This is a genomic window from Oceanirhabdus seepicola, from assembly GCF_023684385.1.
Taxonomy (GTDB): domain Bacteria; phylum Bacillota; class Clostridia; order Clostridiales; family Clostridiaceae; genus Oceanirhabdus; species Oceanirhabdus seepicola.
Genome location: NZ_JAGSOJ010000001.1, coordinates 1,675,857 through 1,696,559 on the forward strand (window position 1 = coordinate 1,675,857; position 20,703 = coordinate 1,696,559).

Below are 20,703 nucleotides of genomic sequence, written 5' to 3' on the forward strand. Positions count from 1 at the left end.
TCCCCCCAATTCATAAGTAAATTTATTATATAATAAAATACCCGACAACTATTTGTCGGGTATTTCATATTTATTTATTATTTTTTTTGCATGCTCAACTAACCGTCTTTGTAAGTGTTCAGGTTCTATTACCTCAATATCATCTCCAAAGCTCAACATGAAAGCAAACCACATGCGTTCGTTTTCAGTTACCGTGAGCTCAGCTTTATAATTCTCCCCTGTCATTTCTGTAAATTTCACACCAGGCATATACTCGGAAATTGCTGTGGAAATACTCTTATTACATCTAAATACAATGTCAATATACTTTCTGTTATCGCGATTCATCAAGTCATCAAATAAATTAGGATTATTATCATGGTTATTTGCAAATTGTAAATTTGTCTGTTTTAAATTCTCCATTCGCATGAGTTTAAATATCCGATATTGATTCTTTTCTGTACAGTATGCAACCAGATACCACGAATACCATTTGAATTTTAGTGAAATAGGTTCAACGGTTCTCAGTGTTGCATAATTCTCTGCATTTATATATGAAAATTCTATTCTTATTTTATTTGAAATCGCATTTTCCATTATCTTAATATACTCTACTACTTTCTTGTTTTCTTTTGCAACACCAAAATCAACAGTGATACTTGATGAAGTCTTTGAAGAACCTATTGATTTAACTTTTTCTAGAGTGTCAGATACCCTCTCATCTTCCATTGCAGAATTCAAGCTCCTCAATGCCAACGTTATTGATTCCAAATCTTTTTCAGTAGATGTTTGCTTTGATAATCTATAGGTGTCTAGAATTTTATAACCACCATTGCTACCTCTTATGGATGTAATGGGAATACCTGCAAGATTTATAGTTTCCACATCTCGTTGTATCGTTCGTTCGGAAACATCAAATTTCTCTGCCAAGTATTTTCCTGTAACTACATCTCTGTTTAATAGATATGTTATTATAGCCAGTAGACGATCTATTTTCATAATACTTCAACCTTTCAAATGTTCATTACAGTTAGTTAATATCTTAAATAGTAACCACTATAGCATTATACTTATAATAACTATTGTACCATCAATTATTAAGTGTAATTACATATTTTTGTAATCTTATTTTAACTTCTACTTCAAATAAGTAATATATACTATTACTGTGTATTATTTACTTTATATCTTAAACAACAATAGGAGGTATAAAATGAAATTAAAATTCAATAATATAATTAAAAACTATCTACATTCTCTTAATCTATCAGAGCACCTTTGCATAATTGTAGCATTTTTAGAGTTTGTTCTCTTCTTAAGCCCTAGAGATAGCCCTTTAGCTATTCATATTTTTTTATTATTGTTTTTTCCTTTACTTGTACGGGAAAAATCTAAGAATCCTAGAATATCAAAAAAGGTACTTATATTTTACGGTATTATTATTTTGGGTAATTTACTTAATATATTTTCATATTTTTCTAATATAGTAATTTATATGGGTAAGACTTTACCAATAATTGTTGCAATAATCTTCATCATTGGTGGAATTATAAGTCTTCATAATAGAAAAGACGAAAAGGCTAATCTAAAAAGTCTTATTATTATTGGGACGTTTTCAATTCTATTCTTATCAAATATTTTATATAATAATCAATATTATATTTCAAATCCCCAACTAAGAAACCACCTACATTCAAAAACAGGCTCATCACGAGCTGAAGAAGAGTTGGTCTTAGATATAACTTCAATAGATATTGGTGATTTCTCAAAAATAACTAACTTAAAGGATATAGAAAAATTTAAGAATATTAAAGAGATTTACATTAAGGGACATGCTCGTAATATTGATGGTTTATTTGAACTAGAAAAACTTGACTATATAGCATTTTATTTTTCAGACTCAAATATTTTATATTCAATAAATAAATTTAGAAATTTAAAATCATTAAAGCTCGAGTTCTTCCCATCAATAAAAGAAGATTTTATTTTGAGTGACATGCCTAACTTACAAAAGTTATATATATCAGGTGGTGATATTGTTTTTTTAGGGAAATTAAATAATTTAGAGCTACTAGATCTTGCCTTCATGGACTTAGAAAATGTAGATACTATAAAAAATCTTAAATCTTTGAAAATTCTAGAATTATACGAAATGAATATAAATAATATTGATGGAATCTTATTAAATGACTCTATTGAGGAAATTCACTATAGAAATTCTAATATAGAGGACTATGAAGAATCTTTGAGAGATAAAGGAATTAAATTAGTATTTAAAATGTAAAACATCAGCTTATTATAAAATAATGAACTCAGAAAATAAAATTTTCCATCTGAGTTCATTATTTTTTCAACATCTTCTAAAAAAAGAGATCTTTTATTTTTATTTTCTACTGTTCTGAAGTAAATACTTACTCTCAATACATTTTCTCAATAATGAAGTACAACTAGAAATTATTTTAGTTTTCTACTCAAGATAAATTTTTGATGTGGATAATTAAACTCCTCTACCAATTCATCTTCAATAAATCCAAACTTCTTATATAATGGTCTAGGAGCTATTCCCTTTGTATCCCCTTCTCTATAGGTTGTAACAGTGATATCAATATCATCTGGAAATAACTCAAGCATTTTTTTAATCATTGCTGATGCAATTCCCTTTCTTCGATGCTCTGGATGCACTACAATACAAGAAAGACATTTTGAGTTATAAGAAAATATTAAAACTCCAACAACTTCGCTAAAATACTTTACACAAATAGAAGTTTCTCTATTAATATTTTTAATCACTGTTTGCCTATAACTTTCTATTTGCTCTGAAGTTTGTAAACCCGGAAAATTATCTCTAACGATTTGAATCATTTTTATCCAAGAATCTATATCTTGTACTTGTGCAAACTGAATGCTATATTCTTTATTCATTGATTATCTTTAGTGAGAGAGTGCATTATAAGTACCAAACCCTCACTAAAGTTCACCTCCTTTTGATATCTAGTGTAGTACACCTTACACTGACTGATTTTGCTATGTTTATACATAGACTACATGTAATCAATGTAGTCTATAATTTAATTACTATAAGTTAGTACATATTTCTCTGCTATTGTGTAATATCAATTAATTTATTTACTTCATTAAATAAGAATATTCCGAACTAATAAGTACATTCCATTCTAACAAACTCTCCATAACCAATAGGCGTATCTTTTTTATAAGTATCTACTACATTAAATCCTGCCCTTTTATAACATTTAATGGCCCTTTCATTGAAAGAACGAACTTGCAAAACAATCTTTTTGTTTGGATATATCTTCTTGCACTGTCGTTTTACTATTTCCATTAAGGTATTTCCTAATCCTTGTCCACATAGCGATGGTTTTAGTCCAATTCCAATAAGAATATACTCATTTTTATTCAGTAACCTTATATATCCACATAAACAATTGTACTCATCAATTACAGCATTAAATTCACTCTTTCTTTTTTCTTCTATTGTTATACCCCATTTTTCATTAGATATTTTGTTCCATTTCGGATAATTGTATATAGAATATTCACCGTCATATTTCCATTCACAAATTTCTTTTGCATATACTTCTGTAAAATCTACCAACATTAATTTCATTACATACACCTCTAATAAATTTCTTTTATTTACACCACAATATCTTTCAATTCTTCCATTTCCCCTAACTGAAAAATAAGATTTTTCTTAATTTGTTTATTTATAAATTTTATTTCTATTTGCATATGCTAAATATTGTCGACAACTATATTATACAATAACAGGAAAATAATACTAGACTTATAATTTCTAATATGTTATGATGTATATTGTACTGTGTCTAAAAACAGATAAGCCAAACATTTGAAAATGTTTGGCTTTTTTTATGAAAATTATTGATACCCCTAAAAATTTTTCCATTTTTATTAAGTATATTTCAAAAAAGGTATTGACAGTAAAAAATATATGATATAAAATATTGCTCAACTATTATTTTTGAGAGTGTACCTAGGGTTCCGAGAAAAATTTACTGTCTGGTCCGAGCGGTACAGGTTGTTTTTCAACTACACTTTTGGGATAAAAACCCGAAGGACGAGTCTCTTCTGAACTCGTTCTTTGGGTTTCTTTTATTTCAGAAATATTTAATTATTTGTTTTTTGTGGGAAAAGGGGGGAAAGTAAAATGACAATTAATTTAAGAAAAAACATTCGCACTTATTATGGATATAGTTTATTTTCTAATCTTTTAATTTTAGGTCCAATTATGACTATTTACTTTTTTAGCAAGGGATTAAGTTTTGCTGAAATAATGCTTTTAAGTTCCATAGCATCTGTTACTGTTGTAGTTTGTGAAGTGCCTACTGGTGCTGTTGCAGATAAGATAGGAAGAAAAGCAAGTATGCTTTTAGGAGCTTTGTTATGGGCTGTGAGCTTATTAATCTTTGTATTCGGTCATAGTTTTTATGCCTTCGCAATGGCTGAAATTATTTTTTCTATAGGATCTACTTTTAAGTCTGGTTCAGATGTGGCTTTAATTTATGATTCTTTGAAGGCAGAAGGACAGGAACATAGATTTCAAGAAATTGAAGGAAAGGCAAAATCATACCTTTTATATGCTCAGGCAGTTGGAAGTATAGCTGCAAGTTTTCTTTATGAGATAAATAAAGAATTGCCTTTTATAATATCAGCCATATTCGTTTTTATATCAATTATCATTGGGCTGAATCTTAGTGAACCACCAATTGAGAACAAGAAAGGGAAGTATGGAGAAAAATACTTAAAACAAATTAAAGATAGTGGAATTTATGTAATGAGGCATGTAAAATTAAGAGCAATAATATTGTATTCTATGATGTTCTTTGTTTTTTATAGAGTTGGATTTTTCTTGGTTCAACCATACTTTGAAGGTGTTAATATACCTGTAAAGCTATTTGGTTTAATATTTTTCTTTTTTAACATTGTAGCAGCTCAAGTATCCAAAAATGCACACAAAATTATGAAAGCTACAAAAGGGAAAACTTTGATATTACTTTCAGTTTTAATGGTTGTATCTTTTCTTCTAATGGGATTATCAAAATGGTGGATTGGAGTTATACCAATGATGCTTCAACAAGTTGCAAGAGGTTTATATCATCCCACTGTTAGGAAACACTTAAATAAGAATATTCCTTCTGATAAAAGAGCTACAATATTATCTTTCTTTAGCCTTTTAACTAACTTAGCTGGAGCCATATTCTATCCTATTTTTGGTATTCTTAAGGATAAAACAGACATATTTACATTCCATTTAAGCATAGGTGTAGTTATGTTAGGGTTAACTTGTTTCTTTGCAGTATATTTAAATAAAAAATTAGGTAAAAGTAAAAGCTCAAATAACCTTTCTGTTTAATCAGAAAGGTTATTCTTTTTCAATTAGTTTTAGTGTATAGCTCTAGCAAACCAATTTGTGTTCAAAATTATTAACACCCTCCAAGGGTTTCGCCATACTATTGCTTTGTTGTAAATACCCTTACTCTCAATGCATTCTCTGCAATAAAAGCTATAATATATGGTGATTTATGTGATGATCCTGGCATTGATAATGCATAATCAATATATATCCTATTACTATCCGCTATTTCTCTACCCCAGATTATTGACATAACTCTCCAAAATACAGTCTCTTCATTTCTTCCCCATCTTTTTGTTGCAAGTTGCCAAGAGTCTCCGCTTTTAACAATACCTATTTTAATCTTCCCTTGTTCAAACATAGCAGTTTCATTTGAATCAAATGAAAATCCTAGATTTTTAAGTTCTTGTTTTATTGCCTCATGTCCATGAACAGGATAAATATCTTTATATGGAGGAATCGACAGTGTTTCTCTACCTAAAGCTTTATCTAACATTTCTTGATAATTAACTCCTGAAGACTCTTTTGATGAAGTATCCTTTTCTGAAGTAACTTTATTTTTTTGAGCAGCTTGTTTTGCTTGAGCCTCTTCTTTAGCTTTAGCCGCTGCTTTTTCCTTTTCTATAGCTTCTTCATACTCAGGCTTAAGCTCTATTGCTCTTTCATATTTATCATCAAACTCTAATATTATATCTAAATGTTTTATAGCCTCTTCATAATTCTTAGATTCTGCTTCCTTCTTAGCTAAATAAATATGTTGATCTTTATATAACATTTCAAGTTCAGCTTTCAACTTTAGAGCTTGTTCATGTTCCGGATTAACTTTAAGGGCTAAATCCACATAATCTAATCCTTCTAAATATTTTTTATCTATTGATGACAGTTTCATAGCCTTATCTAAATTTATATTTATATATAGCTTTTTGCATTCATAAATCTTTTCCTGAGAAAGCTTATATCTTTTTTCATCTTCCTCTTTTATCTTTTCAAAAATAGAAATTGACTCAAGATATTTTTTCTCTTTAAACTTACTTAATCCATCCTCATAAATGACTTTAGAAACTTTCAAATCATGAATAAGCTTAATTTGTTCATTAATTTCTTCGCTATTATTTTTTCTATACTTTATAGCCTCATTGAAATTTAATATTGCCTCATCATATTCTTCACTTTCAATATCATTCTGAGCTTTACTATAGTAAAGATTATAATTGTAGCTATTGTAACCATATACTGAAGTGGGAATCCCTATAATTAATAATCCTATAATAATTCCAATAATAATTTTTCTTTTGTTTTTCACAGACTCACTCCTTAATATTCTATTAGACCACTAAGAAGTATAACAAAATCCATTCTGTTTTTCATTGAAATATATATGGTAAAGATAATAGTACTTTCTTGAACTCCTATCATAACCCAGCTATGAATACATCTTATTTGTAACCTTATCTTAACCCTATCTTTTTATAAGTAATATATACTATTATTGTGTATTATTTACTTTATAATTAAAACACCACTAGGAGGACTAAAATGAAATTCAATAATATAATTAAAAATTATCTACATTCTTTTAATCTATTTGAGCATATATGCCTAGGGGTAGTTTTTTTAGAGTTTATCTTTTTCATAAGCCCTGGAACTCCCCCTTCAACTGTTCATATTTTTTTATTGTTATTTCTTCCTTTACTTATAATTGAAAGATTCAAGAAGCCTGGAAAATTTAAAAATATAATTAGGTTATTGTTTATTATCCTTTTTGGTAGTTTATCGAAATCATCTCCATACTTTTGGAATATATCACTTGCTATGGATTTGAATTTACAGATAATTGTTACAATTCTTTTCATCATTGTTGGGATAATAAGTATTAATATAAGAAAAGATAAAAAAGCTACTCTAAAAAGTCTTTTTATTATTGGAATGTTTTCAATTCTATTCTTATCAAATATTTTATATAATAATCAACATTATATTTCAAATCCCCAAATAAGAAACAACCTAAGTTCAAAAATAACCTCATCTCGATCTGAAGAAGATTTGACCTTATTTATGATTTCTCTAAGGATTGGTGAAAACACAAATATAACTAACTTAAAGGATATTGAGAAATTTAAGAACTTAAAATATATATTCATCGATGGATATGCTCGTAATATTGATGGCTTGTTTGAACTTCAAGAACTTGAATTTATAAAATTTAGAAATTCTGATTCAAACATTTTATATAAAATAAATAAATTTAAAACTTTAAACTCAATAGAAATTGATGGCTTACCCTCAATAAAAGAAGATTTTATATTGAATGATATGCCTAACTTAGAAGAATTATATATCTCGGATCTTTCTTTTGGTGATATTGATTTTATTGGAGAATTAAATAATTTGCAGTTGCTAGAACTTTACATGATGGATTTAGAGAATGTAGATACTATACATAATCTTAAATCTTTAAAATATATTGATTTATATGCAACCAATATATATAACATTGATGGAATCTTATCGAATGACTCTATTGAAGAAATTCATTATTTAAATTCTAATATAACTGATTATGAAGAAGTCTTAAAAGAAAAAGGTATTAAATTAGTGAAAAAAGACAGCCCAATCAGTAACTTAAGGGGTGTATCAAAATGATTTCTAAAATCATTTTGATACACCCCCTTCTTATACCAATGCCATTTCCCTGAATTCCTCACACTCTTCAATTAATTCTTTGAATGTACCAGTTCTCTCTACTCTACCATCTTTCATAACAATTATATTATCAGCTCTTTGAAGTGCCACTTTCTTGTTTGATACTACTATACATGTAGTATTCTTCTTCTCAAATAATCTTTCCCACAGTTTGTTTTCTGTTTCCACATCTAGTGCACTTGAGATATCATCTAATACTAATAGTTCAGCATTTTTCATAAACATTCTAGCTGCTGCTACTCTCTGGATTTGTCCACCAGATAGTTTCACCCCTTGTGGTCCTATCACTGTATTCAATCCATCTTCCATATTTCTCACATCATCTTCAAGTACAGCCGATGAAATTGCCTCTTCTATCTGTTCATCAGTACATGATTCTCCTAGAGTAATATTCTCTCTTAAGGACTCACTGAATAGGCGTGGTATCTGTCCAGTATATGCAACCTTTGGAGGAATCATCTGTTCATCTGTTCTTGATAGTTTTTCTCCATTCCAAATAATTTCCCCTGAATGATTAGGGAGTAGCCCTATAATTGTTTTCAGTAATGTTGTTTTCCCTGATCCAATTCTACCAGTTACAACTGTAAATGTCCCTTTGTCTATCTTAAGATTTACATCTTTAATTCCATTCTCTGAATCATTAAAGTTATATCCCAAACCATTTAATTCTAAGGTTCTGAATTTATCCTCAATAACCTCTTCATTAAAATCTTCAATAACCTTATCAGGTATCTCTTTATTTAAGTATATTTCATTACTATTAACTAGATCCTCAACCTTTTCTATTCCCATTAACTCCTCCAAACGATCAAGTGCTACATCTGTTTGCTTGATTTGAGTTATATAATCACCTGTTCTCTGGATGAAATCAGTAACATATTCCATACAGTATATGAAGAATGCGAAATCCCCTACTGAAAATTCTCCATTAGTAATCAATCTGGCACATAGTAATAAAACAATACTTGTACCTATACTCAATGTACTACCATATATGGAATTAACTATTTCAGTGAATGTGATGTCCTTGAGCATTGCCTTATGTCTTTGCTTATTTAATATCTTCAATTGATTCACCATATTCTTCTCAGATCCAGTTATCTTTATCCCTTGGATTGAGGAGAATATCTCCTGTATGAATCCACTTATCTTTGATGTCTGTTTTCTACTCTCTGCTCTATATTTACCAATCTTCTTTGATACTTTCTTCCCTATTAACATAACTATATTAGTAGGAATGAATACAAATAAAGTTACCATAGGATTTATGTTAAACATTATTATAAAGGCGATGATTGTAAATGCAGCTGTTCCAATAAAATCATCTCCATAGCCCAATATTTCCATTATTTCTTCAACGTCATCTTTAAAATGATTCAAAGCTTCCCCAGATGAAACCTTTAGCGCTTCACTTCCACGTTTTTTAAAGATTCCCTCTAACATATTTCTTTTTATTAATCCTTTGATATAATAATCTCTCACATAGTAACATAATCCTCCAAAATACACCGTCACCATATTTGTTATTGCTGCCACACCTAGTATTGCTAATAAGAAAATTACATCTTTATCAATATTTGAACTCTGCTCTAGTTTCTTAAAGAACTCTTTCACCACTATAGCTGGCACTATATTATATGCAAAAATAAATAGCCATAAAATCATATCTACAAAACTTAACCATGGTTTATATAAAATCATCTTCCATGTTAAATTCACCATTCTCTTAAATTTTCTATTACTCTTTCCCCTCAAAATTCAACCCTCCTTAGCCTTAGTTCACCAGTAATTCATGGTGACCTTTCATACTCTCTTGAAGAAGTTTAGAATATCTTGATTCTTTATCCTTTATTAATTCTTCTCTGGCACCAATTTCTACTGCTTTTCCTTCTTCAAGTACAAGTATTGAATCAGCCCTTTTAACTGTTGATAACCTGTGGGCGATTATTATACATGTACTGTTGTCAGTTATCTTATCTATTGCCTTCTCCATGATCTTTTCTGTGATAGAATCTATTCTTGAAGATGCCTCGTCAAGAATAACCAATCCAGGTTTCTTAAGAAGAATTCTAGCAAAGGCTAAAAGTTGCGCTTCACCTGCTGATAATCCTACTCCTGATGTATTTAAGACGGTATCCAATCCCTGTGGAAATGACTTAATCCACTCATCTAACCCTAATTCTTCAAGGACACTCATTATCTCATCATCATTGTAACTTGAGTCAAACAAAGTAAGATTATCTCTTATTGTTGATGTGTAGATATGCACATCTTGAGTTACATATGCCATATTATTTTTCACACTATCATTGGATAGCTCATTCAATGGCACCCCTCCAAGAAGTATTTTCCCTTCAGTAGGCTCGTATAACTTTGAAAGAAGCCTAACTAACGTTGTCTTTCCACTTCCAGTCCTTCCTAAAATCCCCAAGACTTTTCCTCTTTTAATATTAATAGAAAGCTCCTTAAGAACAGCTATCCCCTGAGTATATTCAAATGATAGATTCTTAATTTCCACATCTAATGGTCCATTACCTTCAAGCTCCATATCCCCATCTTTTATTGATGATTTCATTTCAAATAATTCCTTCACTCTGAGTATACTAGCCTCAGCCTTTTGCAGCACCCCAAGCCTTCTTCTTATCATCCCCAATGGATTATTTATTCTTTTTGTGTACTCATATATAAGATAGATTGTTCCAATTGAAGCACCTTGATACTTCCATAAATACAATCCACTCACTAGAGCTATAAATATTCCCGAAGTCTCTATGAATGTAGATAAGTTCCACATTTTAAATCCAAGCATAGTGGCTTTTTTCTTAATATGAAATACGTTTTTCAATCTCATTAGATATTTATGTATGGCGTAATTAACTGCCCCAGATGATTTAATATCCTCGATATTGGTAAGCTCTTCATCCATCATTCCCCAGAACTTTCCTTCTGCTTCATATGCCCTCTCCCAAGGTTTAACTCCTGCTAATTGATATTTTCTAATAACCACTAATGATATGATTGTATAAACAGTGAAGATTCCACCTATTACTGGATTTACAAATATAAACATTACTAAAATCCCTATAATCAATATCAAGTTACTCAAAATATCTAGTACAAGACTTGAGAAAAACTCAAAAAGCATATTCACATCCCCATCTACTCTTTCTATCATCTCACCAGGCTGTTTTGTTTTATGAAAATCCATATCTAGATTAATACAATGGGCAATAAGGTCTTCCCTTAATTCATTAGTAGCTCTCCAGCCTATATTCTGACAAGTGTATGTTTCTAAAATAGTAACTATCTGCTGTATAAAAGATAATCCTATGAATATCCCTGCTACCCCTATCAAACTTTTTAATGCTTCTCCCTCCACAGCCTTATCTAAAAATACCTTCATTATTTGTGGATTAATAATTTGAATTCCTATATTTACAAGTACTATAGTTACCAATACAATTACACTTTTCCATTGACTCTTCAGATATTTACTGAATAAACTAAAATACTCCTTAAACCTAATTTTCATGTATATGTCCCCCTTTCACACAATTCATCTTCAAGTTAATTGCCTTACAAATCAATGGTACCATAGGGTTTCTCCACTTTGAAGCCCATTAATAGTTCATAACTAAACTTGAGCATTATATAAAAAAAAGCACGGTACCCGTGCTTAAAAGAAGTGGACAGTTGACAATGGACAGCTGACAACTATGTTTTTTACCTTCCTAACTCCCTCAATATCTCTCTATATTTTTTCTCATCAAGCTTATACATACAAACTGGTATGAGTGCAAGTAACAAAGCCACCGCTGGTACAAGAGTCAATATTCCATGGAATCCTTTTATAGTAGATACCTTCTGCACCTCATTAGGAACATACTCTATAAATTTCAATAGAACACCCAATAAGATTCCAGAGAGTGCTCCTCCTGTTTTTGCGATAAATGTCTGTGTAGACCATATTACCCCTTCTGCTCTTACCCCTGTTTTCAATTCCATATAATCTATTGTCTCAACCATCATAGATGGTAACAACACTTCTGGCGCTCCAAATGTAATTGATACAATTGCATTTACTCCAACTAGTAAATATATATTTTCATATCCAACTAAAAACAATAGAATGAATCCCATAAATCTCATAACTAAAAACACTATAAGTGTCCTCTTTTTCCCAAACTTCTCTCCTAACTTTAATGCAATAGTAATTCCAACTATCATTGGAATTACAAAGGATGCACTTAAGATTGGAACATATACATCGTTCCCTAGAACATATATACAGTAGTACATAATCAATGCCATTATTAAACCATTAACTAGTATAATAAGTACCTGGGCTGATAAAATCTTAAGAAGTGGTGTGTTTTTAACAATCAATTTAATACTATCCTTTAGAGTAACTTTATTATTCGAATACTCCACACGTTCCCTTGTAAATAAAAATAACACCATGAATCCTATAAATGCTATTATTCCATATAGTAGAGCTGTCATACTATATCCCTTAGCCCCTTCACCAAATACCTTTATCAATGGAACCGTAACTACAGAAACAAGAACTATTGCTAAAGGAGCAGCTGTTTTACCACATGTTATAAGACGATTTCTTTCCACCTGATTTTTTGACATAACTGATGTCATACTCCACATTGGAATATCCATTACGGTATATATCATTCCATATGCTATGTATGTTACGTATGCCCAAAGGAGGTTGTCTATCTTAAATGAAGGTATTGTAAATGAAAGTACTATTATAATTAATAGAGGCAATGGTGCAAATAGAAAATATGGTCTAAATTTTCCCCATCTTGTTCTTGTCTGTTCTGCTAAGAATCCCATCATAGGGTCGTTAAATGCGTCCCATAATCTAGCTACAAAGAACAAGGTTCCTGCTGCAGTTGATGCTATCCCCAGATAATCTGTATAGAATATCATGATATATGCCACCACGAATCCACCGATTATATTCTGTCCAAAAACCCCAAAAGAGAATGCGCAATACTCCCTAAATTTCACCCTATCTTTACCATAAGCTAGATTCCCTTCTACTTTCATAATTAATTCCCCCTTGGAAAACTCTTAAATATTATTCTTAGTTTCCTTGTTATAATGATTACGCTCCCCTTTACCTTTTTATTCAAATATTGTTGTAAAAAAAGACCTCAGGGGTACTAACCCCTAAGGTCTATTTTTATCTTCCTAATTTTATCAATATTTCTTTATATTTTTTCTCATCAAGCTTATACATAAGAATAGGTATGAGTGTTAATAACACCGCCACTGCTGGTACCAGGGTCAATATTCTATGAAATCCTTTTATGGTAGATACCGTCTGCACCTCATTAGGAACATACTTTATAATATTCAATAAAATGCCCAGTATGATTCCAGATAGTGCTCCTCCAGCTTTTGCGATAAATGTCTGTGTAGACCATATTACCCCTTCTGCTCTTATCCCTGTTTTCAATTCCATATAATCTATTGTCTCAACCATCATGGATGGTAACAATACTTCTGGTGCACCAAATGTAATTGATACAATTGCATTTACTCCTATAAATAGATATAGATTCTCATATCCTACAAAATATAATAAGATGAACCCCATAAATCTGATAACCAAAAATATTATAAGAGTCTTCTTCTTACCAAACTTCTCTCCTATCTTTGATGCAATAATAACACCAATTATCATAGGTATTACAAATGAAGCACTGATAAGTGGCACATAACTGTCACTTCCTAGAACATATATACAATAATACATGATCAATGCCATTAATAAACTATCCACTAGTGTTACAAGTATCTGAGATGATAAAATTTTAAGAAGTGGAGTATTTTTTATAATCAATTTAAAACTCTGCTTTAGGGTAACTTTATTTTCTGAATACTCCACACGCTCCTTTGTGAATAAAAATAACCCCATGAATCCTATAAGTGCTATTACTCCATATAGTAGAGCTGTCATCTTATATCCATTGGCCCCTTCACCAAATAACTTCATAACTGGAACAGTAACCACTGAAACAAGAACTAATGCTAAAGGGGCAGCTGTTTTTCCGCATGTTATAAGACGATTTCTTTCCACCTGATTCTTTGACATAACTGATGTCATACTCCACATTGGAATATCCATTATAGTATATATCATTCCATATGCTATATATGTTACATATGCCCAGAGCAGGTTGTCTATTTCAAATGAAGGTATTGTAAATGAAAGTACTATTACGATTAAAAGTGGAACAGGTGCAAAGAGAAAATATGGTCTGAATTTCCCCCATCTTGTCCTTGTCTGTTCCGTTAAGAACCCCATCATAGGGTCATTGAATGCATCCCATAATCTAGCTACAAAAAACAATGTTCCTGCAGCTGTTGATGCTATCCCCAGATAATCTGTATAGAATATCATGATATATGCAACCATGAATCCATAGATTATATTCTGTCCAAAAACCCCAAAAGAGAATGCAAAATATTCCCCAAATTTCACCTTATCTTTACCATAAGCTAGATTACCTTCTACTTTCATGAGCACTCTCCACCTTTAAATATTTTTCTATCATATCCTCAGTTACACCCTTTTTCTGAATTATATCCCTATAGAATTCCCCTGATTTTCTTATCTTCCTCTCCATGTTGTTGTAATCTATCTCCACTAGACCGAATCTTGGTGAATATCCTAAATCCCATTCAAAATTATCCATAGTCGACCAATGATAATATCGCTCCACAGGTATCCCCTTTTCAAGCAACTTGTTTACCTCTTTAAGATGGTCATATATAAACTTTCCTCTAAATTCATCCTTATGATCTGGAGTACCATTTTCAGTAATCCATACAGGCAACTTGTACTGAGAATATAACTCCTCAATCCCCTTTGATAGCCCCTCAGGATATATCTCCCAGCCTAGGTCATTGTACATAGAATTCTGAAAAACATATATTTGAGAAAAAAGCATACCTATTTTACCACTAGTCTTTACTCCATGCCTTGAATAATAGTTGATTCCAATATAATCACAGTAGTTCCCTAGTTCTACTCCTTTTACAAATAATCCCAACGGAAATAATAATCTCCCTTCAAACATTCCCTTTATGAAAATATCATGGAAGTTCCTTGCCACAATTTTCTTAGCAATTCTAGTTCCAAACTTATTATCCTTAGTATCAAAATAAGCATAGTGTATCACCACGCCCACCTTTGCCTTTGGAATAATCTCATGTATCTTCTTATATGCTAAAATATGCCCTTTGATAAGGTTACCTGCCCCCTTAAAATATTCCAGTGTACTTGTCTTTCCTGGTGGAAAATTCCCCTCAAGACTTCTCCCCTGAAGATACACATTAGGTTCATTTATTGTAGCCCAATCCTCTACTAGATCTTTAAGATTCTCCACTACAAACTCAGTAAATTTCTCAAATATTTCAGGAGATTTTTTATTGTTCCATCCTCCTATATCCTCAAACCATATAGGCTCACTAAAATGATGAAGTGTAACCACTGGAATTATTCCAGCCTCTACTAACAATTCAATCTCTTCTCTATATCTAGCCATAGCCTGCTTATTAAATTCTCCCTGAACAGGTTCAATCCTTGCCCACTCAACACTCATTCTGTAAGTTTCCTGTTTAAGTTCTTTAAGAAGTTCTATATCTTCTTTAAACAATCTCCAATGATCACATCCGTCAATGCTGCTCTCCCCATTAGCAATTTTCCCTTTTTCAGACCATCTGTACCAATTATTATTCTTGTCTCCCCCTTCAATCTGCACAGATGCAGTTGCAGAGCCTAATAGAATGTCCCTACTAAAAGAAAACCCTTTCATAATTATTCCCCCTTTGGAAACTACTTTATTTATTTTAGTTTCCTTGTTATAATAATTATATCCCTTTATACCAATATATTCAATATTTTTTATTAAAAGTCATATATTGTAAAGCTAACATCGATTCTCATGAACAAATGAACAATTAAATTAAAGGAGATTTTACTATGGACATAAAGGACAAGATAATCAAAGAAGCTCTTGAGCTATTTAACGAGAAAGGAATCAAGTTCTCTATGGATTCACTGGCTAGAAAATTAAATATGGCTAAAAAGACCATATACGCTAATTTTCCATCAAAAGATGAGCTTTCAGTAGCAATAATACATTCAATATTTAAAAACATTAAAGATCAAGAAAAGAATATCATGAATAGTGATCTTCCCATAATAGATAAATTAAAAAAAGTGCTAACATTACTCCCAGATAATATTAATAATTTCAACTATGGAAGACTATACGAGCTCAGGTCCATGCGCCCTGATCTATATTCCTATGTTGATGATCATTTCAAAGCAGATTGGGAAAATACCACTTTCCTATTCAATGAAGCCATTACTGATGGGGTAATTCGTGAGTTTGATATGACTGTAATGAGAAATATTCTAATAGGAATATTTCAGAGTATCTTTGACCCATATTCCCCTATAGAAAATTGTGGAGATTACAAACGCACACTTGAGGATATGGTAGAACTTCTTTTGAGAGGGGTAATAATTCAGGTTGATGAAAAAAAACAAAAGATATAACGGAAAAATTAATATCATTTTTCAATAAGCTAAGAGAGGTAATCCTCTCTTTTTTTAATAAAACCATTTACAAGTATATCCATTAATTGTATAATATAGTTAAAACAATTTAGAACTATAAGTTCCACATTTATAGAACTTATCTTAAATAATAATTTTGCTAATATTTTTTTGAAAGTGAAGGTGTTAAAAATGAATCTTATATTCAAAGGAGAAAAGTGGAAACATATTGATCTAATTTATTCTATCTATTTTATATACAATGACAACTATGAATCGCTTTTAGAGGAATATAATTTAAAACCCAATAAAGATATCTCTAAACTTATAAAAACTTTAAGTAAGTTCATCAACAATGATAAAAATTTTTTAAAGTTGTTTTTTAATGAAAATTTTATCTTTCCTACATTACCTTGTGAAGTGGATGAACTATGGAATATTGATAGTATAGATGAAGTAGTTGATTTGTTCTTGAAAATTGATGAAGAAAAAGTCAAAAGAAATCTCATGGATTATTTATATAGAGAAATATATGAGCCTATTGAGAAAACTAAAAATTCAAAAAAGTATCTTTCAGAATTATTGGTTAATAGTGATAAGTTATTTATTTTCATAGATAATCTTAAAATAAATGTAGAATTAAAATGGGAGTTGTATCACTTTATAAATCATCCTAAAAAGTATTTCAAAGAATTTGCTGAAACTCTAAGTATCTTTATACCTGAGTTTAAAAAATTCATTGATAAACATAATGATACAATGGAAGAGTTTAATCTTTATGTTGAAAAAAACATTAACGATAAAGGAGTTGAATTTTTAAAGGATTTAACTGATGATTATATAGCCTTTGATTCTTATGAAAAAATATATTTAACAACTTCATTGGTTAATTCCGTAAGCACTACTTATCACATCTATGGAAACGAAGTATATTTCTTTCTAGGCATTGATTATGAAAAAGTTTTAGAACAGCTTCGTGGATCTCAAGAATTAGATAGAAGTTTAACCATACTAAAAACAATAAGTGATCCAATTAAATTTGAGATATTAAGTTATTTAAAAGATACTCCCTTATTCGGAAAAGAAATAGCTAAAAAAACTAATTTAAGCAAAAATACTGTGTCCTATCATATGAATTGTTTAATGTCCATGAATTTAATTAAATTAACTAAGGAAGGAACCAAGGTATACTATTCCATAAAAAAAGACACTTTAATAAACTCACTTGAACATATGAAAAAATACTTTGAAGATAAAAAATAAATTTTTAATAATATTCTATAGGGGGAATTATAATTGAAAAAGTATATTTTGAGATTTAAGGGGTTATTTTTTATTAACATAATTTCTGTTATTTTAGCATCATTGGTTAGCGTATCCATGGCTTTTGTTCTTCAACTTATAATTGATGCTGGAACAGCTATGGATATGAAAAAATTAAAAATAGCTGCAATAATTGGATTTGTTTTTATATTAATAGAGATGCTTACAGATTTCACCAAAAGAGCACTTCAAGCTAAATTCATAAAAAAAGCATTAACATCTTTAAAGAACGATATATTTCACAAAATTCTAAACCGAAATATAAAGAGTTTCAATCAGGAGAATAGTGCCAACTACATTTCTGTTCTCAATAATGATATAAAGATTTTAGAAGATGATTATTTTATTAATATCCTACAATCAATTTATCATATTGCAGCTTTTATCGCTTCAACCATTGCCCTAATATTAATCAATCCTATATTGACTGTAGCAGTATTTATCGTAGGTGTACTTCCTATTCTTACTCCTATTGTTTTTGGTAAAAAGGTAAGCAGAAAAAAAACAATATACTCTGATAATCTGAGTAAATTCACAACTAAAATTAAGGATATGTTCTCAGGTTTCGAAGTTATAAAGAGTTTCAATATTGAAAAAAGAGCTATCAACGACTATGAAAAATCCAATATGAAGACTGAACATTCAAAGTATAAGTTTAATCTACTCAGCTCTTTTGTATATTCATTATCGGTTTACTTTGGGGGATTGATGTTCATCGTTGCACTCAGTATTTCAATGTACTTTGTTATAAAAGGCACTATGAGTATGGGCTTGATGATTGCATCTATTCAGCTTATGAATCATATTGTTAACCCTCTCCTTATCTTATCCAATAGTTTAACCAAATTGAAATCAATAAAAGGTATCGAAAAAAAGATTACTAATATTCTTAATGATAAATCCGAAGCTGATACTGGTATTGACACGTTTGAATTTAAAAATGATATTAGATTTGATAATATAGAGTTTTCTTATGATGAGGACAGAAAAATACTCAATGGAGTAAGTCTTACTATAGAAAAAGGACAAAAGTACGCCATAGTGGGTAATAGCGGAAGTGGTAAATCTACATTATTAAAACTTTTATTAAGGTACTATGAAGACTATAATGGACATATTTCAATAGATGGAATTGATAATAGAAAAATAAAAGTAAGCAGTTTATATAACCTTGTTTCTACAATACATCAAGATGTATTTATGTTTGATGATACCATTAAAAATAACATTACATTATACGGAAATTATAGTGAAGATGAAATAAATAATGCTATAATACATGCAGGTCTTGAAAGTTTAATCAATTCTTTGAAAGAGGGCGTGAACAACTTTGTTGGTGAGAATGGCTGTAACTTATCAGGAGGTGAAAAACAAAGAATAGCAATAGCTAGAGCTTTGATCAAACAAACACCTATACTTGTACTAGATGAAGCAACCTCAAGTCTTGACAATGAAACAGCCTATAATATCGAAAACTCCATATTATCAATTGAAGGATTGACTTCTCTGGTAATAACTCATAAATTAAATGAAGAAATTCTCAATAAGTATGATGGAATTATCGTACTTAAAGATGGAAAAGTAGTTGAGGTTGGAGAGTTTGATAATCTTCTAGATAAAAAATCATATTTTTATAGTTTGTATAACTTATGTGGAATTTAAGTTAATTTTTAAGAGCAGGTTTTTTCTCCCTGCTCTTAGCATCTTCAACTTAATTTATAACTATCCATATTCATAAAAATAAAAACCACCCTACTGTCTCTAAATTACAGACTAATCTAAAATATAAAATCGTTCTTCTCTTCTCTCGTAGCTTTCTCTTGTTGCATGCTTGCTAGTCTTTGTATATATAGTCTCACTCATACAGGTCAAGTTTAGGCCATTCCCTATTATAGGCAATTCATTCTCCTTTACTCGCTTCATTGCACCACTTTCATCTATTTTATAAATATCCCATTTATCTGATTGAAATGTATATCTATTTAAGTAATCTATAGCAAAATCAGCATAATTAAGTTTTTCAGTCACTTCATGAATTTTAAAACTATCAATCTTATTTATAACATCACTTAAAAGAGACATTTCTCCAAGTTCAGTGAGAGTAAATTCATTATCTTTTCTATATATCTTTAATTTACCATTGGTATCAAAATACCTAATTTTATATTTAATCACTCTATCTTGTTTCTTATTAAGTGTGTAAATATAAAACGAAAGTATCTGAACATTTCCATCTTTTGAGTAAAAAAGAGAAAAATCATCTAGTTTTGCTTCTTCATCAATATAAACTTTATCTTTTGTTAACTCTACAATGTTTTGTAGAGAGATATCATTTAAATTATAATCTCCTAATTTAATAACCGATTTATCTTTATTAATTAAAACTATTGGTGTTATTACTATTAAAATAGATAAAAAAATTACAATTGAATTCTTAATTATGTTTTTTATCTTCATTTATACCCCTTCCTTATAGATTAATATACTATTTCTTTTTTATCCTTTTTACTACTCATAATAAATATTATACATTTAATCCAATTTTATGTACAACGTTACGTGTTTGCCCATTATATTTTAACTCTACTTTTTAACAATATAGCAAATGATATTTTATAATCCATACAACATTTAATATATAATTTCTCTATAAAAAAAAGCACAGCGCACTGTGCTTTAGTTATTATATGATTTTTTTCTTACGAAAGGAAGA

General features: G+C 30.0%; 16 protein-coding genes. 6 read left to right on the top strand and 10 right to left on the bottom strand.

From position 1 onward, the window contains the following. Nucleotides 1-48: 48 nt before the first annotated feature. Nucleotides 49-978 carry a helix-turn-helix transcriptional regulator gene (locus KDK92_RS07445; RefSeq protein ID WP_250858565.1) on the bottom strand — a complete coding sequence of 310 codons (930 nt, stop codon included), beginning with the start codon at nt 976-978 and terminating at the stop codon, nt 49-51. Between the two features lie 214 nt (nt 979-1,192). Here KDK92_RS07445 and KDK92_RS07450 point away from each other — a divergent pair, with 214 nt between their 5' ends. Then, nucleotides 1,193-2,263 (top strand): leucine-rich repeat domain-containing protein, encoded by a 1,071-nt coding sequence (locus KDK92_RS07450; RefSeq protein WP_250858566.1) that lies wholly within the window; start codon nt 1,193-1,195, stop codon nt 2,261-2,263. A gap of 170 nt (nt 2,264-2,433) precedes the next feature. On the opposite strand, the gene KDK92_RS07455 is transcribed toward KDK92_RS07450, so the two are convergent. Together KDK92_RS07455 and KDK92_RS07460 are read right to left on the bottom strand one after the other, a co-directional pair. Then, a complete protein-coding gene (locus KDK92_RS07455; protein WP_250858567.1) occupies nt 2,434-2,901 on the bottom strand; it encodes a GNAT family N-acetyltransferase in 468 nt (155 codons plus the stop codon). 232 nt (nt 2,902-3,133) lie between these two features. Beyond that, nucleotides 3,134-3,604: a GNAT family N-acetyltransferase gene (locus tag KDK92_RS07460; RefSeq protein WP_250858568.1), complete on the bottom strand. Its 471-nt coding sequence runs from the start codon at nt 3,602-3,604 to the stop codon at nt 3,134-3,136. Between the two features lie 561 nt (nt 3,605-4,165). Here KDK92_RS07460 and KDK92_RS07465 point away from each other — a divergent pair. Continuing rightward, nucleotides 4,166-5,371, top strand: a complete 1,206-nt coding sequence (locus KDK92_RS07465; RefSeq protein ID WP_250858569.1) for an MFS transporter — start codon at nt 4,166-4,168, stop codon at nt 5,369-5,371. A 97-nt stretch (nt 5,372-5,468) separates the two neighbouring features. Here the strand turns inward: KDK92_RS07465 and KDK92_RS07470 are convergent, their stop codons facing one another. Continuing rightward, nucleotides 5,469-6,674: a tetratricopeptide repeat protein gene (locus KDK92_RS07470; RefSeq protein ID WP_250858570.1), complete on the bottom strand. Its 1,206-nt coding sequence runs from the start codon at nt 6,672-6,674 to the stop codon at nt 5,469-5,471. Nucleotides 6,675-6,907: 233 nt separating this feature from the next. Between KDK92_RS07470 and KDK92_RS07475 the strand changes: the two genes are divergently transcribed. Continuing rightward, complete coding sequence (locus KDK92_RS07475; protein WP_250858571.1) at nt 6,908-8,014, top strand: hypothetical protein; 1,107 nt, start codon at nt 6,908-6,910, stop codon at nt 8,012-8,014. Between the two features lie 30 nt (nt 8,015-8,044). Here KDK92_RS07475 and KDK92_RS07480 read toward each other — a convergent pair whose 3' ends face one another. The 5 genes from KDK92_RS07480 to KDK92_RS07500 all read right to left on the bottom strand — a co-directional run bounded on the left by KDK92_RS07480 (nt 8,045) and on the right by KDK92_RS07500 (nt 15,918). Beyond that, entirely contained in the window at nt 8,045-9,829 is a 1,785-nt protein-coding gene (locus KDK92_RS07480) for an ABC transporter ATP-binding protein (protein ID WP_250858572.1), read from the bottom strand. A gap of 19 nt (nt 9,830-9,848) precedes the next feature. Continuing rightward, nucleotides 9,849-11,606 carry an ABC transporter ATP-binding protein gene (locus KDK92_RS07485; protein WP_250858573.1) on the bottom strand — a complete coding sequence of 586 codons (1,758 nt, stop codon included), beginning with the start codon at nt 11,604-11,606 and terminating at the stop codon, nt 9,849-9,851. A 191-nt stretch (nt 11,607-11,797) separates the two neighbouring features. Beyond that, complete coding sequence (locus tag KDK92_RS07490) at nt 11,798-13,141, bottom strand: MFS transporter (RefSeq protein ID WP_250858574.1); 1,344 nt, start codon at nt 13,139-13,141, stop codon at nt 11,798-11,800. Between the two features lie 136 nt (nt 13,142-13,277). After that, on the bottom strand, nt 13,278-14,621 hold the full coding sequence (locus KDK92_RS07495) for an MFS transporter (protein ID WP_250858575.1): 1,344 nt from the start codon (nt 14,619-14,621) through the stop codon (nt 13,278-13,280). Next, nucleotides 14,605-15,918, bottom strand: coding sequence for a glycoside hydrolase family 1 protein (locus KDK92_RS07500; RefSeq protein ID WP_250858576.1), 1,314 nt, complete (start codon nt 15,916-15,918; stop codon nt 14,605-14,607). The genes KDK92_RS07495 and KDK92_RS07500 overlap by 17 nt, the downstream gene beginning before the upstream one ends. 167 nt (nt 15,919-16,085) lie before the next feature. On the opposite strand from KDK92_RS07500, the gene KDK92_RS07505 reads away from it, so the two are divergent. The 3 genes from KDK92_RS07505 to KDK92_RS07515 all read left to right on the top strand — a co-directional run bounded on the left by KDK92_RS07505 (nt 16,086) and on the right by KDK92_RS07515 (nt 19,652). Continuing rightward, nucleotides 16,086-16,667: a TetR/AcrR family transcriptional regulator gene (locus KDK92_RS07505; protein ID WP_250858577.1), complete on the top strand. Its 582-nt coding sequence runs from the start codon at nt 16,086-16,088 to the stop codon at nt 16,665-16,667. A 192-nt stretch (nt 16,668-16,859) separates the two neighbouring features. Then, nucleotides 16,860-17,930 (top strand): ArsR/SmtB family transcription factor, encoded by a 1,071-nt coding sequence (locus tag KDK92_RS07510; protein ID WP_250858578.1) that lies wholly within the window; start codon nt 16,860-16,862, stop codon nt 17,928-17,930. Between the two features lie 33 nt (nt 17,931-17,963). After that, nucleotides 17,964-19,652 (top strand): ABC transporter ATP-binding protein, encoded by a 1,689-nt coding sequence (locus KDK92_RS07515; protein ID WP_250858579.1) that lies wholly within the window; start codon nt 17,964-17,966, stop codon nt 19,650-19,652. Between the two features lie 111 nt (nt 19,653-19,763). On the opposite strand, the gene KDK92_RS07520 is transcribed toward KDK92_RS07515, so the two are convergent. After that, nucleotides 19,764-20,447 (bottom strand): hypothetical protein, encoded by a 684-nt coding sequence (locus KDK92_RS07520; RefSeq protein WP_250858580.1) that lies wholly within the window; start codon nt 20,445-20,447, stop codon nt 19,764-19,766. Nucleotides 20,448-20,703: the final 256 nt, after the last annotated feature.